Source organism: Streptomyces sp. NPDC045967, assembly GCF_056430495.1.
The window spans coordinates 122,202-140,979 of the sequence record NZ_JBWKLE010000017.1 but is presented as its reverse complement, the minus strand read 5'-3'; the positions used below and the strand labels follow the sequence as shown (position 1 = coordinate 140,979).

The 18,778-nt window shown below is 74.0% G+C and carries 15 protein-coding genes, 1 rRNA gene and 1 pseudogene; 14 read left to right on the top strand and 3 right to left on the bottom strand.

What is annotated here, in order from left to right:
* From rrf to AC07FY_RS26455, 3 genes and pseudogenes are all read left to right on the top strand, one after another.
* A 5S ribosomal RNA gene (gene rrf, locus AC07FY_RS26465) occupies positions 1 to 91 on the top strand; the annotation flags it as partial.
* 168 nt (positions 92 to 259) lie between these two features.
* Positions 260 to 1,600, top strand: a pseudogene (locus AC07FY_RS26460) (hypothetical protein); the annotation flags it as partial.
* Between the two features lie 66 nt (positions 1,601 to 1,666).
* The gene (locus AC07FY_RS26455) at positions 1,667 to 2,551 is read left to right on the top strand and encodes a tetratricopeptide repeat protein (RefSeq protein WP_479010727.1); all 885 of its coding nucleotides are present in this window, start codon (positions 1,667 to 1,669) and stop codon (positions 2,549 to 2,551) included.
* 76 nt (positions 2,552 to 2,627) lie between these two features.
* Here the strand turns inward: AC07FY_RS26455 and AC07FY_RS26450 are convergent, their stop codons facing one another.
* The gene (locus AC07FY_RS26450) at positions 2,628 to 3,899 is read right to left on the bottom strand and encodes a DUF1015 family protein (protein WP_479010697.1); all 1,272 of its coding nucleotides are present in this window, start codon (positions 3,897 to 3,899) and stop codon (positions 2,628 to 2,630) included.
* A gap of 96 nt (positions 3,900 to 3,995) precedes the next feature.
* Between AC07FY_RS26450 and AC07FY_RS26445 the strand changes: the two genes are divergently transcribed.
* From AC07FY_RS26445 to AC07FY_RS26430, 4 genes are read left to right on the top strand one after another with little or no spacing between them, the layout of a single operon-like run.
* On the top strand, positions 3,996 to 5,030 hold the full coding sequence (locus AC07FY_RS26445) for an HAD-IIA family hydrolase (RefSeq protein ID WP_479010694.1): 1,035 nt from the start codon (positions 3,996 to 3,998) through the stop codon (positions 5,028 to 5,030).
* A gap of 55 nt (positions 5,031 to 5,085) precedes the next feature.
* Positions 5,086 to 6,135 (top strand): FecCD family ABC transporter permease, encoded by a 1,050-nt coding sequence (locus AC07FY_RS26440; RefSeq protein WP_479010725.1) that lies wholly within the window; start codon positions 5,086 to 5,088, stop codon positions 6,133 to 6,135.
* Positions 6,136 to 6,176: 41 nt separating this feature from the next.
* Positions 6,177 to 7,178: a FecCD family ABC transporter permease gene (locus tag AC07FY_RS26435; protein ID WP_479010722.1), complete on the top strand. Its 1,002-nt coding sequence runs from the start codon at positions 6,177 to 6,179 to the stop codon at positions 7,176 to 7,178.
* Positions 7,175 to 8,005 (top strand): ABC transporter ATP-binding protein, encoded by an 831-nt coding sequence (locus AC07FY_RS26430; RefSeq protein ID WP_479010691.1) that lies wholly within the window; start codon positions 7,175 to 7,177, stop codon positions 8,003 to 8,005. The genes AC07FY_RS26435 and AC07FY_RS26430 overlap by 4 nt, the downstream gene beginning before the upstream one ends.
* Before the next feature lie 98 nt (positions 8,006 to 8,103).
* On the opposite strand, the gene AC07FY_RS26425 is transcribed toward AC07FY_RS26430, so the two are convergent.
* Positions 8,104 to 8,451, bottom strand: coding sequence for an SCP2 sterol-binding domain-containing protein (locus AC07FY_RS26425; RefSeq protein ID WP_479010689.1), 348 nt, complete (start codon positions 8,449 to 8,451; stop codon positions 8,104 to 8,106).
* Between the two features lie 65 nt (positions 8,452 to 8,516).
* Between AC07FY_RS26425 and AC07FY_RS26420 the strand changes: the two genes are divergently transcribed.
* From AC07FY_RS26420 to AC07FY_RS26400, 5 genes are all read left to right on the top strand, one after another.
* Positions 8,517 to 8,765: a hypothetical protein gene (locus AC07FY_RS26420; RefSeq protein WP_479010686.1), complete on the top strand. Its 249-nt coding sequence runs from the start codon at positions 8,517 to 8,519 to the stop codon at positions 8,763 to 8,765.
* Between the two features lie 7 nt (positions 8,766 to 8,772).
* Positions 8,773 to 9,588, top strand: a complete 816-nt coding sequence (locus AC07FY_RS26415) for a TlyA family RNA methyltransferase (protein WP_479010683.1) — start codon at positions 8,773 to 8,775, stop codon at positions 9,586 to 9,588.
* Positions 9,585 to 10,520, top strand: coding sequence for an NAD kinase (locus tag AC07FY_RS26410; RefSeq protein WP_479010681.1), 936 nt, complete (start codon positions 9,585 to 9,587; stop codon positions 10,518 to 10,520). Before AC07FY_RS26415 ends, AC07FY_RS26410 begins: the two co-directional genes overlap by 4 nt.
* Before the next feature lie 116 nt (positions 10,521 to 10,636).
* Complete coding sequence (gene recN, locus AC07FY_RS26405) at positions 10,637 to 12,370, top strand: DNA repair protein RecN (protein ID WP_479010719.1); 1,734 nt, start codon at positions 10,637 to 10,639, stop codon at positions 12,368 to 12,370.
* A 143-nt stretch (positions 12,371 to 12,513) separates the two neighbouring features.
* A complete protein-coding gene (locus tag AC07FY_RS26400; protein ID WP_479010678.1) occupies positions 12,514 to 13,638 on the top strand; it encodes a glycosyltransferase family 4 protein in 1,125 nt (374 codons plus the stop codon).
* Between the two features lie 129 nt (positions 13,639 to 13,767).
* On the opposite strand, the gene AC07FY_RS26395 is transcribed toward AC07FY_RS26400, so the two are convergent.
* The gene (locus AC07FY_RS26395) at positions 13,768 to 15,393 is read right to left on the bottom strand and encodes a PucR family transcriptional regulator (protein WP_479010675.1); all 1,626 of its coding nucleotides are present in this window, start codon (positions 15,391 to 15,393) and stop codon (positions 13,768 to 13,770) included.
* Between the two features lie 182 nt (positions 15,394 to 15,575).
* Between AC07FY_RS26395 and AC07FY_RS26390 the strand changes: the two genes are divergently transcribed.
* Both AC07FY_RS26390 and AC07FY_RS26385 read left to right on the top strand, forming a co-directional pair.
* Positions 15,576 to 17,111, top strand: coding sequence for an APC family permease (locus tag AC07FY_RS26390; protein WP_479010672.1), 1,536 nt, complete (start codon positions 15,576 to 15,578; stop codon positions 17,109 to 17,111).
* An 11-nt stretch (positions 17,112 to 17,122) separates the two neighbouring features.
* Positions 17,123 to 18,754 (top strand): flavin monoamine oxidase family protein, encoded by a 1,632-nt coding sequence (locus tag AC07FY_RS26385; RefSeq protein ID WP_479010669.1) that lies wholly within the window; start codon positions 17,123 to 17,125, stop codon positions 18,752 to 18,754.
* Positions 18,755 to 18,778 lie beyond the last annotated feature (24 nt).

Here is an 18,778-nt window from a genome sequence, read left to right as displayed (position 1 = left end):
GCCCGGTTACATTCCGAACCCGGAAGCTAAGCCTTTCAGCGCCGATGGTACTGCAGGGGGGACCCTGTGGGAGAGTAGGACGCCGCCGAACAATCTTTCAAAGGACCCTTGGTCCAGCGTTCAACGCTGGACCAAGGGTCTTTTTTGTTTTGCACATCTTTACGCCGAAGCGCGGCCATGGGTTGGTTGCGCGAGAATGACTAGCGGTACCCCGAAGACAGGAGTCACACCCATGTCCAACTCTCCCGACGATCGTCCGGAGCGCGAGCCTCGGCGCAACGACGGCGGTGACAGGGGCGGCTACCGCGGGGGCCGTGACGACCGTGGCGGCGACCGTCCCCCGTTCCGCCGTGACGACCGTGGCGGCCGCCCGGCCGGCGGTGGCGCCGGTGGCGGCTTCCGTCGTGACGACCGAGGTGGTCGTCCCTCCGGTGACCGTCCCTCCGGTGGTGGCGGTGGTGGGTTCCGTCGTGACGACCGGGGCGACCGTCCCAGCTACCCGCGTCGTGATGACGACCGCGGCGGCTTCCGCGGCGGTCGTGACGACCGTGGCGGCGAGCGTCCGTCCTACCCGCGCCGTGACGACCGCGGCGGCGAGCGTCCGTCCTACCCGCGTCGCGACGACCGCGGTGACCGCCCCTCGGGTGGTGGCGGCGGGTTCCGCCGTGACAACGACCGTCCGAGCTTCCCGCGTCGTGACGACCGCGGCGGCGACCGACCGTCCTACCCGCGTCGCGACGACCGCGGCGAGCGTCCCTCCGGCGGTGGCGCCGGTGGCGGCTTCCGTCGCGACGACCGGGGTGACCGTCCCTCCGGCGCCGGTGGCGGTTTCCGTCGTGACGACCGAGGTGACCGTCCCTCCGGTGGTGGCGGTGGTGGGTTCCGTCGTGACGACCGTGGTGACCGGGGCGACCGTCCCAGCTACCCGCGTCGTGATGACGACCGCGGCGGCTTCCGCGGCGGTCGTGACGACCGTGGCGGCGAGCGTCCGTCCTACCCGCGCCGTGACGACCGCGGCGGCGAGCGTCCGTCCTACCCGCGTCGCGACGACCGCGGTGACCGCCCCTCGGGCGGTGGCGGCGGGTTCCGCCGTGACAACGACCGTCCGAGCTTCCCGCGTCGTGACGACCGCGGCGGCGACCGCCCGTCCTACCCGCGTCGCGACGACCGCGGCGAGCGTCCCTCCGGCGGTGGCGCCGGTGGCGGCTTCCGTCGTGACGACCGTGGTGACCGGGGCGACCGTCCCAGCTACCCCCGTCGCGACGACGACCGCGGTGGACGCCCGTCCTCCCCGCGTCGTGATGACGACCGCGGCGGCTTCCGCGGCGGTCGTGACGACCGTGGCGGCGAGCGTCCGTCCTACCCGCGCCGTGACGACCGTGGTGACCGCCCTTCCAGCACCGGCGGTGGCGGCGGCTTCCGTCGCGACGACCGCGGTGACCGGGGCGACCGTCCGTCGTACCCGCGTCGTGACGACCGGGGCGGGGACCGCGGCGGGGACCGCGGCGGCTTCCGTGGTGGCCACGATCGCGGTGGTGACCGCGGCGGCTACCGCGGCCGCGATGACCGCGGCGGCGACCGCGACTACCGCGGGGACCGCGACCGGGACCCGGTCAAGCGGCTTCCGATCGACGAGGACGTCACCGGCCTCGAGATCGACGCCGACGTGCGCCAGGAGCTGCTGAGCCTGCCCAAGGGGCTGGCCGAGGAGGTCTCCAAGAACCTGGTCATGGTCGCCCGGCTGATCGACGAGGACCCGGAGCAGGCGTACGCGTACTCGCGGATCGCCCTGCGACTGGCCTCCCGTGTCGCCGCCGTCCGCGAGGCCGCCGGCTTCGCCGCCTATGCCACGCAGAAGTACAGCGAGGCGCTCGCCGAGTTCCGTGCCGCCAAGCGCATGACCGGCTCCGTCGAGCTGTGGCCCGTGATGGCCGACTGCGAGCGCGGCCTCGGCCGTCCGGAGCGGGCGCTGGCCATGGCCGGCGAGCCCGAGGTGCAGAAGCTGGACAAGGCCGGGCAGGTCGAGATGCGGCTGGTGGCCGCCGGTGCCCGTCGGGACCAGGGGCAGCTCGAAGCCGCCATCGTGACCCTGCAGAGCCCGGAGCTGGCCTCCCACTCGGTCCAGCCCTGGACCGCGCGCCTGCGCTACGCCTACGCCGACGCCCTGCTGGCGGCCGGCCGTGAGGACGAGGCGCGCGAGTGGTTCGCCAAGACCCTCGAAGCGGACAAGGAGGGGGCGACCGACGCCTCCGACCGGCTCGCCGAACTCGACGGCGTCGAGTTCGTCGACGCCTCGGGGGACCTCGCCGACGACCTGATCGAAGACGACGAGGACGACGCGGACCGCGCGGACCACGCCGACGACGAGGACGACGACCAGGACCCGGCGGAGGTCGCCGCCGCCGAGCGGGCTTCCGACGTCGCCGAGTACTACGACGAGGACGACGACGAGTACGAGCCGCTGGAGGGGGCCGAGGACGACTTCGACCCCACGGACGAGATCGTGGTCGGCGAGGACGACGAGCGGGACGCGGGCCGCGACAAGGCCTGACGCGACGTGACATGAGGAAGGGCGGTACCCCGGCCGGGGTACCGCCCTTCCTCATGTCCTGAGTGCGCTCGGGGCGTCAGCCCAGGCCGCGCAGCACCAGGCCGGTGGCCGGCTTCGGGCCGAACGAGGTCGACTTGCGGGGCATGGTCACGCCCTGGCGGGCGAGGTCCCGGACGACTTCCTCCCGTACGGGGTGCAGCAGGACCGCGGTGCCCCCGTGGCGTTCGGCCATCTCCACGGTGGCCGCCGCGTCGTGGATGTAGGTGATCTGGTCCGGGGCGTCCGGAACGTTCCACAGCGCGTCCAGCAGGGTCGCGTGCAGCACCGTGGCGTCCAGCCGGCGCCAGGCCTCGGGGCGGTCGCGGCGGACGGTGCGGTCCAGGAGGGCCAGGTCGGGGTCGGTGACCAGGTGGAAGTCTCCATCGCCGGTGAGGAGGAAGGCGTTGCCGCGTTCGGCGGCGTCCGAGAGGGCCTCGAGGGCCAGCGGCAGGGGCCCGTCGACCGGGCGGATCCGGAAGTGGCCGTGCAGGGCGGCGAGGGCGTCCCGGACCGGGAGGCGGCGCAGCATCCGGTGGATGGCGCGGACCTGGAGCGGATAGCGGACGGTGTCCACCAGCAGCACCAGCCCGAAGTCCCAGGGCGTCGGGGACTCGTGCTCCTCCTGGAGCCGCAGGTAGGTCGCCCAGCGGTGGTGCCCGTCGGCGATCAGGGCCTGGCGGTGGCTGAGGTCGGCGGTGACGGCGGCCAGCTGGTCCGGGTCGGTGATGGCCCACAGGCGGTGCTGGAAGCCGTCCTCGGTGGTGGTCGAGAGCAGCGGCGCGCTCTGCGCGGTCCGCTCCACGGCCGCTGCCGCGCCGGCGCCCGGGTCGTCGCCCTGGTAGGTGAGCAGGAGCGGTTCGAGATTGGCCGAAGTGGCCCGCATGAGGCCGACCCGGTCGGTGACGACGTCGGGCATGACGTCCTCGTGCGGCAGGACGACGCCCGCGTCGGCGCCGGACAGGGCCAGGGCGCCGATGATGCCGCGCTGGAGCAGGCCGGCCCGGCGCTGTTCGTAGACGTAGAGCGCGGGTACGGGGTCGGCGCTGAGGATGCCCTCGGCCAGCCAGTCGTGCAGGGTGCGCGCGGCCTGTTCGTTGCGGGCCGCGGGGGTGCCGGCCTGCGGGAGGATCAGGCGGACGATGTTGTGCGGGTCGGCGGACTGGAGGTGGTCCACTCCGTCGGGGCGCACGACCACGTCGTACGGCGGCGACGTGACGGCGGCGAGGCTGCCGACACGCTCCGGGACGTAGCGCAGGCCGTGGAACGGGATCAGGCGCAGCCCTCGGTCCGCGGTACCAGGTGTGGTCATTGGTGCATCGTAAGACCCGTCTCGGGATGCGGGATGATCGGGGGGAGTTCGGATCCGGACACGACCGGTCGTACGAAACGTATGAGGAGCGGACAGATGACGCGGCAGAGCAGGACCGGCCCCGAGGCGAGCGCGCGGAGCCTCCACCAGGCTTACGACACGGCTCTGCTGGACCTCGACGGGGTGGTCTACGCGGGCGGGGAGGCCATCGCGCACGCGGTGGAGTCGCTCGCCGCGGCCCGGGCCGACGGGATGCACCTCGCGTACGTCACGAACAACGCGCTGCGGACTCCGGACGCCGTCGCCCGGCACTTGGGCGAGCTGGGCATCCCGACCGAGCCGGCCGAAGTGATCACTTCGGCGCAGGCGGTGGCCCGGCTGGTCGCTGACCAGGTGGCTCCGGGGTCGAAGGTGCTGGTGATCGGCGGGGAGGGGCTGCGGGTCGCGCTGCGCGAGCGGGGGCTGGTGCCGGTGGAGTCGGCCGAGGAGGAGGGGCTGGCGGCGGTCGTGCAGGGGTACGGGGGACCGGACTTGGCCTGGGGCCGGTTCGCCGAGGCTTCGTACGCCGTCAACCGGGGGGTGCCGTGGTACGCCTCCAACACGGACCTGACGATTCCGGGGACGCGGGGGATCGCGCCGGGCAACGGGGCCGCGGTGGAGGTGGTGCGGATCGCGACGGGCGCCGAGCCGCAGGTGGCGGGCAAGCCGTTGCCCCCGATGCACCGGGAGACGGTGCTGCGGACGGGGGCGAAGCGGCCGCTGGTGGTCGGTGACCGGCTGGACACCGACATCGAGGGCGCGTTCAACGGTGAGGTGGACTCGCTGCTGGTGCTGACGGGGGTGACGGATCCGGGGCAGCTGCTGCGGGCGGAGCCCAGGCACCGGCCGACCTACGTCGACCGGGACCTGCGGGGGCTGCTGACCGGGCAGCCGGAGGTGGCGGCGGACGGGGCCGGGTTCCGCTGCGGGGGATGGACCGCGGTCGCGGGGGACGACGTCCTGGAACTGCGGACGGTGGGCGGGGACCCGGTCGACGGGCTGCGGGCGCTGTGCGCGGCGGCCTGGACGTCGGCCGGGGACGGGGTGTGCGCGCTGGACGCGGAGAAGGCGCTGGCCACGCTGGGGTTGTGAGCCGTTCGGGTGACTCGGAGCGGGGGCAAGATAGGTTAGCCTAACCTCCGTGTTGTTGAAGAGTGCGGAGAGTCCCCCCGAACAGAGCGCGGCGCCCGTCGCCGCCGCACGTTCACGTCACGGCGCGCGGGCCGTCGGTCTGCTGGGCGCCCTCGTGCTGCTCGCGCTGGTCGCGGTGGTGAGCATCGCCGTGGGCGCGAAGCAGATGCCCCTCGAGGAGGTCTGGCACGGCCTGTTCCACTACGCGGGGACCCCCTCCGACGTGGTGGTGCGGGACTTGCGGGTGCCGCGCACCGTGCTCGGGTTGATGGTCGGGGTGGGGCTCGGGCTGTCCGGGGCGGTCATGCAGGCGCTGGCGCGCAACCCGCTGGCGGAACCCGGCATCCTCGGCGTCAACGCCGGCGCCGCGGCCGCCGTCGTCTCCGCGATCAGCTTCCTGGGCGCCAGCTCGCTCAGCGAGTTCGTCTGGTGGGCGTTCCTAGGCGCGGCGGTCGTCTCCGTCGTCGTCTACGTCCTCGGCGGCAGCCGCAGCGCCACGCCGGTGCGGCTCGCGCTGGCGGGTACGGCGGCCAGCGCGGCCCTGGTCGGCTACATCAACGCCGTGCAGCTGATGGACAGCAAGGCGCTGGACAAGCTGCGCTTCTGGACGGTGGGGTCGCTGGCCTCCGCCAACATGGACACCGTCCGCCAGGTCGCGCCGTTCCTGCTGGTCGGCGCGGTGCTCGCGCTGTCGCTCGGCCGGCCCCTGAACGCGATGGCCATGGGCGACGACACCGCGCGGTCGCTCGGCGCGAACCTGACGCGGACGCGGGTGGGCGCGATGCTCGCCATCACGCTGCTGTGCGGTGCGGCCACCGCCGCCTGCGGGCCCATCGTCTTCATCGGGCTGATGATCCCCCACCTGGTGCGGGCGTTCACCGGGCCCGACATGCGCTGGGTGCTGGCCTACTCGGCCGTGCTGTCCCCCGTGCTGCTGCTCGGCGCCGACGTGGTCGGGCGCGTCGTGACCCGGCCCGCCGAACTCCAGGTCGGCGTCGTCACCGCGCTCATCGGCGGTCCCGTCTTCATCTACCTGGTTCGGCGCAAGAGGATGGCCCAGCTGTGACCGCGACCGCGAAGACACGTCCCGTTCGGCTCCCCGGCGGCATGTCGCTGCGGATCGAGCGGCGCGCCCTGGCGGTGGGGGGCATGCTCGCCCTCGCCGCGCTCGTCATGGCCGTCCTGCTCGTCGGCACCGGCGACTTCGACATCGCGCCGTGGGACGTCGTGCAGACCCTGCTCGGCAACGGCACCCCGGCGAACGACTTCATCGTCAACGAGCTGAGGCTCCCGCGGGTCCTCGTCGCCCTGCTGGTGGGCGCGGCCCTGGGAATGGCCGGAGCCGTCTTCCAGTCCGTGACGCGCAACCCGCTCGGCTCGCCGGACCTGCTCGGCTTCTCGTACGGCTCCGCGGTGGGCGCCCTCGCCGTCATCATCCTGCTGCACGGCTCCGCGACCGAGGTCGCCCTCGGTGCGCTGGTCGGCGGACTGCTGACCGGCGCGGCCGTCTACCTGCTCGCGTACAAGCGGGGCATCCACGGCTACCGGCTCGTCCTGGTCGGCATCGGCGCCTCTGCGATGCTGGTCGCCGTGATCCAGTACCTGATCACCAAGGCCCAGCTGGTGGAGGCATCCCGGGCGATGGTCTGGCTCACGGGCTCGCTGGCGGGCCGGGACTGGGCGCAGGTGTGGCCGCTGACGGTGACCTGCGCGGCGCTGTTCCCGGTGGTGCTGGGGCAGAGCCGGGCGCTGCGGATGATCGAGATGGGGGACGACGCGGCGTACGCGGTGGGAGTGCGGGTGGAGCGCACCCGGCTGCTGCTGATGCTGGCCGCGATCCTGCTCACCACCGCGGCGAGCGCCGCGGCCGGACCGATCAGCTTCGTCGCGCTGGCCGCACCGCAGCTGGCGCGGCGGCTGACCCGCTCGCCCGGCGCCAATCTCGTGACCGCCGCCCTCATGGGTGCGGTGGTGCTGCTGCTGTCGGACTGGGCCTCGCAGCGGGCCTTCGGAGCGGACCAGCTGCCGGTGGGCGTGGTGACCGGGCTGGTCGGCGGTGTCTATCTGCTCTGGCTGCTCGTCACCGAGCGCAAGGCGGGACGTATATGAACCTCAGGAGTGCGCAAGTGCAGCGGCTGACCGCGGAGAACGTGACCCTCGGCTACGACCAGCGGGTCATCGCCGAGAACCTGTCGGTGGAGATCCCCGACCACTCCTTCACCGTGATCGTCGGCCCCAACGCGTGCGGGAAGTCCACTCTGCTGCGGGCCCTGTCGCGGATGCTGAAGCCGGCCGCCGGTCAGGTGCTGCTGGACGGGCAGGCCATCGGGACGATGCCGGCGAAGCAGGTGGCCAAGACGCTCGGTCTGCTCCCGCAGAGCTCGATCGCGCCGGACGGCATCACGGTGGCCGACCTGGTCTCGCGCGGGCGCTACCCGCACCAGGGGCTGCTGCGCCAGTGGTCGGCGCAGGACGAGCGGATCGTCGTCGAGTCGATGGCCTCGACCGGGGTCGCCGAGCTGGCGGACCGGGCCGTGGACGAGCTGTCGGGCGGGCAGCGCCAGCGGGTGTGGATCGCCATGGCGCTGGCGCAGCAGACCCCGCTGCTGCTGCTGGACGAGCCGACGACGTACCTGGACATCCAGCACCAGATCGACGTGCTCGACCTGTGCGCGGAGCTGCACGAGACGCAGGGGCGCACGCTGGTGGCGGTCCTGCACGACCTGAACCACGCGGCCCGCTACGCGACGCACCTGATCGCGATGCGCGGCGGGGAGGTCGTGGCCGAGGGACCGCCGGCGGAGGTCGTCACCGCGGAGTTGGTGGAGCGGGTGTTCGGCCTGAAGTGCCAGGTCATCGCCGACCCGGAGACGGGGACGCCGCTGGTGGTCCCGGCGGCGCGCCGGGCCCGTACGGCCGTGTCGCACGCCGGGTAGGCCGAGCGCGGGCCGGCGGGCACGAGCCGACCGGACCGGCCTCGGCGGGAGCCGACCGGACCGGCCTCGGTGGGAGCCCACCGGACCGGTTGCCTCCGCTAGAGCAGGCTCTTGAGGCGGAGGAGGTCGCGGAAGCCCGCCTCCAGGCGGACCCGGCCCGAGGCCCACGCCTTCGCGAACTTCAGGTCGCCCGCCACCAGGGCGACCAGGTCGTCGCCGGTCATCGCCAGCCTGATCTCGGCCTTCGTCCCGGGCGGCCCCGGCGTGAGCGAGTCCACCCGGATCCGGCCGTCCTGGAGGCGGCCGGTGAAGGTCTGCTCCAGGTCGGTGATGTGGCAGCTCAGCGAGCGGTCGAGCGCGGCGGCGCCGCGCACGTCGCCGTCCGCCCCGGCGAGGTTGTCGGAGAGTCGGTCGAGTGCGTCTCGGCACTCCTGGATCGTAGCCATCGTGATCACGACCGTACCGCAGAGCCGTTGCGTGGTCGCGCGGCGCTTCGGGGTAGCGTCGGGGCATGACCGACGAAGCCGCCGCGCCCGCCCCCGAGCCCGCGACCGCCGCCGGGCCCGCGGCCCTGGGCGTCGTCCGCACGCCCACCGGGCACCACGCGGTCGACGGGTACCTGGCGCGGCTGGCGGACGCCGACCACCTCCCGGCGGAGGGGCACCTGGCGGTGTACGAGGATGTCCACCGGGGGCTGCGCGAGGCGCTGACCGCGCTGGACGCACCGCCCGCCCCCGCGCCGTACGACAACAGGAGCTGAACCGAACGTGGCAGGAGTGGCACGCCGCCGCCTGGACGCCGAACTGGTGCGCCGCAGCATGGCCCGCTCGCGGGAGCACGCCGCGCAGTTGATCGCCGCGGGCCGGGTGACCGTGGGCGGCACCACCGCGACCAAGGCCGCCACCCAGGTGGAGACGAGCGCGGCGCTGGTCGTCCGCACGGACGACAGCGACCCCGACTACGTCTCGCGGGGCGGCCACAAGCTCGCGGGGGCGCTCGCGGCCTTCCAGCCGCTGGGGCTGCGGGTCGAGGGCAGGCGGGCGCTGGACGCCGGGGCCTCCACGGGCGGGTTCACCGATGTGCTGCTGCGGGCGGGCGTCGCCCACGTGATGGCGGTGGACGTCGGCTACGGGCAGCTGGCCTGGTCCCTGCAGAGCGACGACCGGGTCACGGTCAAGGACCGCACGAACGTCCGCGAACTGACGGTGGAGCTGATCGACGGGATCCCGGTCGACCTGGTCGTCGGTGACCTGTCCTTCATCTCGATCGGGCTGGTGCTGCCCGCGCTCGTGCGGTGCTGCGCGCCGGACGCGGACCTGGTGCTGATGGTCAAGCCCCAGTTCGAGGTGGGCAAGGACCGGCTGGGGAGCGGCGGCGTGGTGCGCAGCCCCGAGCTGCGGGCCGAGGCGGTGCGCGAGGTCGCGGCGCAGGCGGCCAGGCTGGGGCTGGGCGTTCTCGGGGTGACCGCGAGTCCCCTGCCCGGGCCGTCGGGGAACGTCGAGTACTTTCTGTGGCTGCGGGCGGGGGCACCGGCGCTCGACCCGGCGGATGTTGACCGTGCAGTGGCGGAGGGGCCGCAGTGACAGATTCAGCGGATTCTGGTTCGAGGTCGGGTTCGGCGACGGGGCGGACCGTCTTCCTGCTCGCGCACACCGGCCGGCCGGCGGCCATCCGGAGCGCCGAGCTGGTGGTGAGGGGGCTGCAGCGCTGCGGGCTGGGCGTACGGGTCTTCGCGCACGAGGCGGCGGACCTGCCGCTGCCGCCCGAGGTGGAGCTGGTCACCGAGTCCACCCCGGCGGTGCTGGACGGCTGCGAGCTGCTGGTCGTGCTCGGCGGCGACGGGACCCTGCTGCGCGGCGCGGAACTCGCGCGGGCCTCCGGGGTGCCGATGCTGGGCGTCAACCTGGGGCGGGTGGGGTTCCTCGCCGAGGCGGAGCGCGACGACCTGGACAAGGTCGTCGACCGGGTGGTGACGCGGGAGTACGAGGTCGAGGAGCGGATGACCCTCGACGTGACCGTGCGCACGAACGGCGACGTGGTCCACCGGGACTGGGCCCTGAACGAGGCCGCGGTGCAGAAGGTGTCTCCGGAGCGGATGCTGGAGGTGGTGCTGGAGATCGACGGTCGTCCGGTCACCGGCTTCGGTTGTGACGGGATCGTCTGCGCGACTCCGACCGGTTCGACGGCGTACGCCTTCTCCGCGGGCGGGCCGGTGGTCTGGCCGGAGGTGGAGGCGCTGCTGATGGTGCCGATCAGCGCCCACGCGCTGTTCGCGAAGCCGCTGGTGACCTCGCCGGAGTCGGTGCTGGCGGTGGAGGTGCAGAACGGCACCCCCCACGGGGTGCTGTGGTGCGACGGCCGGCGGATGCTGGAGCTGCCGGCCGGGGCCCGGGTTGAGGTCCGGCGGGGTGCGGTGCCGGTGCGGCTCGCCCGGCTGCACCACGCCTCGTTCACCGACCGGCTCGTGGCGAAGTTCGCGCTGCCGGTCTCGGGGTGGCGCGGGGCGCCGCACTGAGCCCTCCGTCCTGCTGGTACGCGCGCCCTAATAGCACGTTCGTTCGGAGAACTTCGGGCGGGTGAGGTCACATGGCACCGGTGAAACCTCGGTATCGTCGTCCCGTGCTTGAGGAGATGCGGATACGGTCGCTCGGGGTCATCGACGACGCGGTGGTCGAGTTGTCGCCCGGTTTCACGGCGGTGACCGGCGAGACCGGCGCGGGCAAGACGATGGTCGTCACCAGCCTCGGGCTGCTGCTCGGCGGTCGCGCCGACCCGGCCCTGGTGCGGATCGGGGCCAAGGCCGCGGTCGTCGAGGGCCGCATCGTCATGCGCCCGGACGCCCCCGCCGCCCTGCGCGCCGAGGAGGCGGGAGCCGAGCTCGACGACGGCGCCCTGCTGATCAGCCGGACCGTGTCCGCCGAGGGCCGCTCGCGCGCCCACGTCGGCGGCCGCTCCGTGCCCGTGGGCCTGCTCGGCGAGCTCGCCGAGGACCTGGTCGCCGTCCACGGTCAGACCGACCAGCAGGGCCTGCTGCGGCCCGCCCGGCAGCGGCAGGCGCTCGACCGGTACGCCGGGGACGCCGTCTCCGTGCCGCTGGAGAAGTACGCCTCGGCCTACCGGCGGCTGCGCGCCGTCTCCGTCGAGCTCGAGGAGATCACCACCCGGGCCCGGGAGCGGGCCCAAGAGGCCGACCTGCTGCGCTTCGGGCTGGACGAGATCGCCGCCGTGGAACCGGTCGCGGGCGAGGACACCGAACTGGCGGCGGAGGCCGAGCGGCTCGGGCACGCCGAATCGCTGTCCTCGGCCGCCCAGCTGGCGCACGCCGCGCTGGCCGGGAACCCGGAGGACCCCGAGGGCATCGACGCCAACACCCTCGTCGCGGGCGCCCACCGCGCCCTGGAGTCCGTCCGCGCGCACGACCCGGCCCTCGGCGCGCTCGCCGAGCGGATCGGCGAGGTGGGCATCCTGCTCGCCGACGTGGCCGGAGAGCTGGCGGGCTACGCCGACGACCTGGACGCCGATCCGCTGCGGCTGGCCGCCGTGGAGGAGCGCCGGGCGGCCCTGACCCAGCTGACCCGCAAGTACGGCTCCGAGGGCACCGTGGACGCGGTGCTGCGGTGGGCGGAGCAGGGCGCGGCCCGGTTGCTGGAGCTGGACGGCGACGACGAACGGATCGCCGAGCTGACGGCGGAACGGGACGGGCTGCGCACCGAGCTCTCCTCGCTGGCGCAGGCCCTGACGGACGCACGGGTGGAGGCGGCGGCCCGCTTCGCCTCGGCCGTGACCGAGGAGCTGGCGTCACTGGCGATGCCGCACGCCCGGGTGACCATCGACGTCCGGCAGACCGAGGACCCCGAAGGGGTGGAGGTCGACGGCCGCCCGGTCGCCTACGGGCCCTCCGGCGCGGACGAGGTGGAACTGCTCCTGGCCCCGCACCCCGGGGCCCAGCCCCGGCCCATCGCCAAGGGCGCCTCCGGCGGTGAGCTCTCCCGGGTGATGCTGGCCGTGGAGGTCGTCTTCGCGGGCTCCGACCCGGTGCCCACGTACCTCTTCGACGAGGTCGACGCGGGCGTCGGCGGCAAGGCCGCGGTCGAGGTGGGCCGGCGGCTGGCGAAGCTCGCCAAGTCGGCGCAGGTGGTGGTCGTCACGCACCTTCCGCAGGTGGCGGCGTTCGCCGACCGGCAGCTGCTCGTCGAGAAGACCCACGACGGATCGGTCACCAGGAGCGGCGTCACCGTCCTGGAGGGCGAGGACCGGGTGCGCGAGCTGTCGCGCATGCTGGCCGGCCAGGAGGACTCCGTCTCGGCCCGGGCCCACGCCGAGGAACTCCTCGCGGCGGCACGCGCGGACGGCGACCGGGGTTGACGCCGCACTCACCCGTGTGGGTGAGGCTTGGAGGCATCGCACGGCATCTGTCACGGGATTGGCACCCGTATGGTCCCGGAACGCGCGTACGGGCTGGCATCCTGGGCGACGTCTCTGACTCCCTCACCCTGGAGCTTCGGCCCGTGAGCAGCTCCCCGGTCTTCCCCTCCGTCCCGGCGCAGCCCTACGGGCGCCCGCCGCTGCGCACCGTCCAAGTGCTCGGCGGCGGTGCGGGCGCGGGCAGCAGCGCGCACGTGCGGTCGCTGGCGACCGGCCTCGCCGCACGCGGGGTACGGGTCACGGTGTGCGCTCCCGCCGAGGCGGAGGGCGAGTACGACTTCACCGGCGCCGGGGCGCGGTTCGCGCCCGACGCGGTGACCGCGCTGCGGGCGGCCTGCGCCGGGGCGGACGTCGTGCACGCGCACGGCGTACGGGCCGGCATGCGGGCCGCGCTGGCCCTGCGGGGGCGGCGGGTGCCGCTGGTGGTGAGCTGGCACGCGGACGGCCCGGCCGACGCCGGGGCGGCCGGTGCGGCGCTCGGCCGGCTGAGCCGGATCCTGGAACGGCACGTGGCGCGGGCCGCCGCGGTGGTGCTCGGCGCTTCCTCGGACCTGGTGGACCGGGCCCGCCTGCGCGGTGCGCGGGACGCGCGGCTGGCCCCCGTCGCCGTGCCGGCGGCCGCGGCCGACGCCGACCCCGGCAAGGTGCGGGCGGAACTGGGCGCGGTCGGACGGCCGTTGCTGATCGCGGTCGGGAGCCTGGTCGCCCACCGCGGGTACTCCGTACTGCTCGACGCGGCGCGGGAGTGGCGGACGCTGGACCCCCTGCCGCTGCTGGTGATCGCGGGGGAGGGGCCGCTGCGGACCCGCCTGTCGCGGCGGATCGTGGAGGAGGGGCTCCCGGTACGGCTGCTGGGGCGGCGGCGGGACGCGGCCCAGCTGCTCGCGGCGGCGGACCTCGCGGTGCTGCCCAGCCGCTGGGAGGAACGCTCCCCGCTGGCGCAGGAGGCGCTGCGGGTGGGGGTGCCGCTCGTCGCGACGGCCGTGGGCGACGTGCCGGAGCTGGTGGGGCAGGGGGCGGTGCTCGTCGAGCCGGGGGACGCGGCGGCCTTCGCGGCGGCCGTGACCGGGCTGCTGGCGGATCCCGGGCGGCGCGCCGAACTCGTCGCCGCGGGGCGGGCGCAGGCCGCGAAGTGGCCGTCGGAGGACGACACGGTCGCGCAGGTGCTGTCCGTCTACGACGAGCTGATGGAGCGCCGGCCGCGGTAGCCCGGGGCTGGATCTTCAGCCCCGCCGGCGTTCGAGGCGCGGGCGCGGAGCGCCGTAACGGGTCCGTCGGCGGTGGCTCCCGCCCGGAGCCGTCCGGACGGAGCCCGGGGGAGCGGGGCGGGTGGCGCGTCAAGAAGGAGTGGGGGTGTGGCGGCGGGCGCGCAGGGCCAGGCTGAGGGAGAGGACCGTCTCGGGGTCGTCCAGGTCCGTGCCCAGCAGTTCCGAGATGCGGGCCAGGCGGTTGTAGAGGGTCTGGCGGTTGAGGTGGAGCTCGCGGGCCGTCTCCGCCTTGCGGCCCGCGTGCGCCAGGTACGTCTCCAGCGTCGGCAGCAGCGGCGGGCGCGAGGCCGCGTCATGGGTGCGCAGCGGGCCGATCGCGCGGTCCACGAACGCCGCCAGGTCGGGGTGTTCGCGCAGTCTCCACAGCAGCAGGTCGATGTCCAGGCGCCGGGCGTCGTACCAGGGGCGGTCCGGCAGCCCGTGGGCCGCCGTCGCGGTCTCCGCCGCGTGCCGCAGGCCCGCCGAGGCCGCCGCCCAGCCGCCCGGGACCCCGACGACCACCGCCGGCGGGGCTGAGGCCCGGTCGAGTCCGGCGCGTTCCACGCCCGCCCGCAGGGCGGCCGCGACCCGGTCCGCCACGGCCGTGCGCTCCGACTCCGCGCGCAGGGAGACCAGGAGCGGCACCCGGCCCTCCACCGGGCGCACCCCGAGCAGCACCGGGACGCCGACCGACGACAGCTCCTCCAGCACCGCGCGGGCCAGTACGGCCCAGTTGCCGGACGGGCCGAGATCCGCCGCCAGGCGCATCACGACCGGCAGCAGCGGTCCCGGGCCCGGCCGGAAGCCGAGGACGCGGGCCTGCGCGGGGGCGTCCTCGGCGCAGATGCGGCCCTCGGCGAGGTCCGTGAGGAAGTCGCCGCGGCCGCGCGCCGCCAGTTCCTCCTCCTGCCGTGCCTGCATCAGGACGACGGCGAGGACCCCCGCCGTCCGCTCCGCGGCCATCCGGTGCACCGGCAGCAGCGGGGCCGAGACCCCGACCAGCACCACCCGGGCCCGGACCGAGCCCGTGCCGTGGCCCCCGCCGGGCACGTCGATCACCACGGTGTTCGCCGAGGGTTCGGCCTCGCGCTGGCCGCGCAGGCCCTCCCACACCTGGAGCGGGTCGGCGCCCGCGTCCGCGCCCGCGCTGCCGGCCGCGTACAGCAGCTGCCCGTCCGGGGTCTCCAGGAAGACCGGGTTGCCGGTGAAGTCGGCCACGATCCGCAGCACCTGCGGGATGCCGCCGCCGCCCAGCAGGGCCTGCGTACAGCGCCGGTGGACCTCCTCGGCCCGCTGGAGCAGCGTGTAGTGGTGGTTGACGATCTCGGTGTGGACCTCTTCCGTGACGGTGACGAACGGCACCTCGCGGTGCAGCTGGACGAGGGGCAGGCCCGCCGCGCGGGCCGTTTCCACGAGCGTCGCCGGCAGCCGGGTGAAGCGCGGCCCCAACTCGACCACCAGCGCCGCGATCCCCCGGTCCGCGAGGCGGCGGACGAAGGCGCGCTGCTCGGCGGGCCGCGTACCGAGGCCCAGCCCCGTGGTCAGCAGCAGTTCGCCGCCCTTGAGCAGCGAGGCGATGTTCGGGACCTCGCCGGCGTGCACCCAGCGGACGGTCCGGCCCAGCCGGTCGGCGCAGGCCACCACCTCCGGCAGCCCGCTGCGCAGCCCCGGCAGTTCCAGTGCCCGCTGAACCGTGATTCCGCCTTGCTCGTCCATATCGCGGGACGGTACCGGCCGTGCTCGCGCGATCACATCACCCACCGGTCACAAGTGGGCCGCCACCGCCCGTCCGGCCCGACAACTCGTCGTCCCCGCAAGGTGATTATCGGACCACGTGCCGATTGTGGTGTGCGTCACCCGGGGAGAGAGTGGGCGCCCTCCACACGGAAGAGGACGCCATGCGCACAGACATCACGGACGGGTCGTCAAAGACCCCCGCAATCCCACAGGTCCAACGACTGAAGGCCAATTCGGTCGGGCTCGTCGGCGTGGTGTTCATGGCGGTGGCCACGGCCGCGCCGATCACCGCCATGACCGGCAACCTCCCCATCGCGGTCGGCTTCGGCAACGGCGTCGGCGCCCCGGCCGGATACCTCTTCGCGACCCTGGTGCTCACCGTCTTCGCGGTCGGATACGTGGCCATGGCCAAGCGGATCACCGCCGCGGGCGCCTTCTACGGCTACATCTCGCACGGCCTCGGCCGCATCGCCGGCATGGCCTCGGGGATGCTCGCGGTCCTGGCGTACATCGTCTTCGAGGCGTCGATCATCGGGGTGTTCTCCTACTTCGCGAAGACCACCGTCCACGACCAGTTCGGCGTGGACCTGCCGTGGGTGCTGTACGCGGCCGCCATGCTGACCGTCACCGCCGTCCTCGCCCACTTCGACATCAACCTCACCGCCAAGGCCCTCGGCGTCATGCTGATCGCCGAGATCGCCGTGCTGTTCGCCGTCGCCACCGCGGTCCTGCTCGCCGGCGGCGGACCCGACGGGATCCCCCTGGAGCCCGTCAACCCGGCGAACGCCTTCACCGGCACCTCGGCCGGACTCGGGCTGTTCTTCGCGTTCTGGTCCTGGGTCGGCTTCGAGTCCACCGCCATGTACGGCGAGGAGTCCCGCGACCCCAAGCGGGTGATCCCCAAGGCCACCCTCGTCTCCGTGGTCGGCGTCGGCCTCTTCTACATCTACGTCTCCTGGATGACCATCGCCGGCAACGGCCTGGCCGCGTCCGTCGAGCTCTCCTCCTCCGCCAGCCCGCTCGACCTCTTCTTCGCCCCCACCCGGACCTTCATCGGCGCCTGGGCCGTCGACGCCTTCCAGTGGCTGCTGCTCACCGGCTCCTTCGCCTGCGGCATGGCCTTCCACCAGTGCGCCGCCCGCTACCTCTACGCCATCGGCCGCGAGGGATTCCTTTCCCCGAAGCTCGGCCGCACCCACCCCCGGCACGGGTCGCCGTACGTGGCCTCGCTCGTGCAGACCGCCATCGCCACCGCGCTCGTCGCCGGGTTCTGGCTCACCGGCCAGGACCCCTACCTGCACCTGTACACGCTGCTCGCCATCCTCGGCACCATGGCGATCCTGATCGTGCAGACGCTCTGCTCCTTCGCCGTCATCGGGTACTTCCGCAAGAACCACCCGGAGGACCGGCACTGGTTCAGGACCATGACCGCCCCGCTGCTGGGCGGGATCGGCATGATCGCCGTCGTCGTCCTGCTGGTGCTCAACATGGAGACCGCGGCGGGGAGCGCCGCCGGATCGGTCTTCTTCACCCTGATCCCCTGGATCGTCGGCGGCGTCTTCCTCGGTGGCCTGGGCCTCGGCTTCCGGCTCAAGGCGAAGGCGCCCGAGCGCTACGAGATCATCGGCCGGATCGTCCTGGAGGACGCCGCCGAACGCACCGACACCCCCACCCCGTCCACCGCCGCGAACGTCTGAGGAGCACCGTCATGGCCCGTACCCCCCTGATGCACGCCCTGCGCCGGCTCTCCGCCGAGCACGCCGCCGCGACGAGGCTCGGCCTGCCCGTCGCCGAGGTCCGCGGCTCCACCCGCCGCGAACTCCTCGGCCGGGCCGCCGCCCTCGGCCTCGGTACCGCCCTCGCCTCCTCCGCGACCGCCCACGCCGCCGGGCCCGCCCCCGCCCCCGACAAGAAGCCCGTCGGACCCGCCCGGGTCGCCGTGGTCGGCGCGGGCATCTCCGGCCTGACCGCCGCCCTCACCCTCAAGGACGCGGGCGTCCCCTGCACGCTGTACGAGGCCGACCCGGGCCGCGTGGGCGGCCGGATGTGGACCCAGCGCGACCACTGGGCGTACGGCCAGACCTCCGAGATCGGCGGCGAGCTGATCGACACCAGCCACAAGAAGATGCTGGAACTCTGCCGCCGCTTCGGGCTGCCGGTCGAGGACTTCCTCGGCGGCGGGCCCAACAGGGCCGAGGAAGTCCTCTGGTTCGACGGCGCCTACTACTCCCGCGCCGAGGCCGACGAGGACTTCAAGGCCGTCTACCAGGCGCTGCGCCGCGACCTGCAGGAGGCGGGGGAGGTCACCTGGAACTCCACCACCCCGGCGGGCACCGCCCTGGACGACATGACGCTGTACGAGTGGATCGAGACCCGCGTGCCGGGCGGCCACGGCTCCCGGCTCGGCCGCTTCATCGACGTGGCCTACACCGTCGAGTACGGGGCCGAGACCCACCTGCAGTCGGCCCTCGCCCTGGTCCTGCTGATGGGCTACCAGCCCAACCCGGGACACTTCAACGTCTGGGGCCTGTCCAACGAGCGCTACCACATTACCGGCGGCAACGACCGGCTGCCGAACGCCATCGCCGCCGCCCTGCCCGCCGGTTCGATCGTGATGGGCCGCGAGCTGGTCGCCGTACGGGCCAACGCCGACGGCACCCAGACGCTGACCTTCAACGACTCGGGGGCGATTCGGACCGTCGTCGCCGACCACACGGTCCTGTGCCTGCCGCTGCCGGTCCTTCAGCGCACCGACACCTCGCAGGCCGGCTTCGACCCGCTCATGCGCAACCTGCTGCGGGACGCCCGGATGGGCTCGTGCACCAAGCTCAACATGCAGTTCACCGCCCGGCCGTGGCGCGGCACGGGGCCCTGGCCCGGCGTCTCGGCGGGCGACTGCTTCACCGACCTGGACGTCCAGCAGACCTGGGACACCACCAAGGTCCAGCCCGGCACCGGCGGCATCCTGCTCCAGTACGGCGGTGGCGCCCTGGCCGGGGCGCTCACCCCCGCGACGCCCTTCGCGACCGAGGCCGACCCCTACGTCCGCGACCTCGCGGGCCGGATGCTGACCGGCGTCGACTCCTTCTTCCCCGGCACCAAGGCCGTCTGGAACGGCCGGGCCCAGCTCTCCGCCTGGCACCGCAACCCCTACGCGCTGGGTGCCTACTCGTACTGGCCCACCGGCTACCTGCACCGCTACGCCGGCTACGAGGGCACCGCCCAGGGCAACATCCACATCGGTGGCGAGCACTGCAGCTACGACTTCCAGGGCTTCATGGAGGGCGGCGCCACCGAGGGCGAGCGGGCGGCGCGCGAGGTGATCGCCGCCCTCACCTGACCCTCACGCCCCCCCTCACCCGAT

What these genes read in the sequence shown, in the direction of transcription:
- AC07FY_RS26450 (WP_479010697.1), bottom strand. Translation starts at nt 3,899, where the DNA reads ATGACCACACCTGGTACCGCGGACCGAGGGCTGCGCCTGATCCCGTTC.
- AC07FY_RS26445 (WP_479010694.1), top strand. Translation starts at nt 3,996, where the DNA reads ATGACGCGGCAGAGCAGGACCGGCCCCGAGGCGAGCGCGCGGAGCCTC.
- AC07FY_RS26435 (WP_479010722.1), top strand. Translation starts at nt 6,177, where the DNA reads ATGTCGCTGCGGATCGAGCGGCGCGCCCTGGCGGTGGGGGGCATGCTC.
- AC07FY_RS26430 (WP_479010691.1), top strand. Translation starts at nt 7,175, where the DNA reads ATGAACCTCAGGAGTGCGCAAGTGCAGCGGCTGACCGCGGAGAACGTG.
- AC07FY_RS26425 (WP_479010689.1), bottom strand. Translation starts at nt 8,451, where the DNA reads ATGGCTACGATCCAGGAGTGCCGAGACGCACTCGACCGACTCTCCGAC.
- AC07FY_RS26420 (WP_479010686.1), top strand. Translation starts at nt 8,517, where the DNA reads ATGACCGACGAAGCCGCCGCGCCCGCCCCCGAGCCCGCGACCGCCGCC.
- recN (WP_479010719.1), top strand. Translation starts at nt 10,637, where the DNA reads ATGCGGATACGGTCGCTCGGGGTCATCGACGACGCGGTGGTCGAGTTG.
- AC07FY_RS26395 (WP_479010675.1), bottom strand. Translation starts at nt 15,393, where the DNA reads ATGGACGAGCAAGGCGGAATCACGGTTCAGCGGGCACTGGAACTGCCG.
- AC07FY_RS26390 (WP_479010672.1), top strand. Translation starts at nt 15,576, where the DNA reads ATGCGCACAGACATCACGGACGGGTCGTCAAAGACCCCCGCAATCCCA.
- AC07FY_RS26385 (WP_479010669.1), top strand. Translation starts at nt 17,123, where the DNA reads ATGGCCCGTACCCCCCTGATGCACGCCCTGCGCCGGCTCTCCGCCGAG.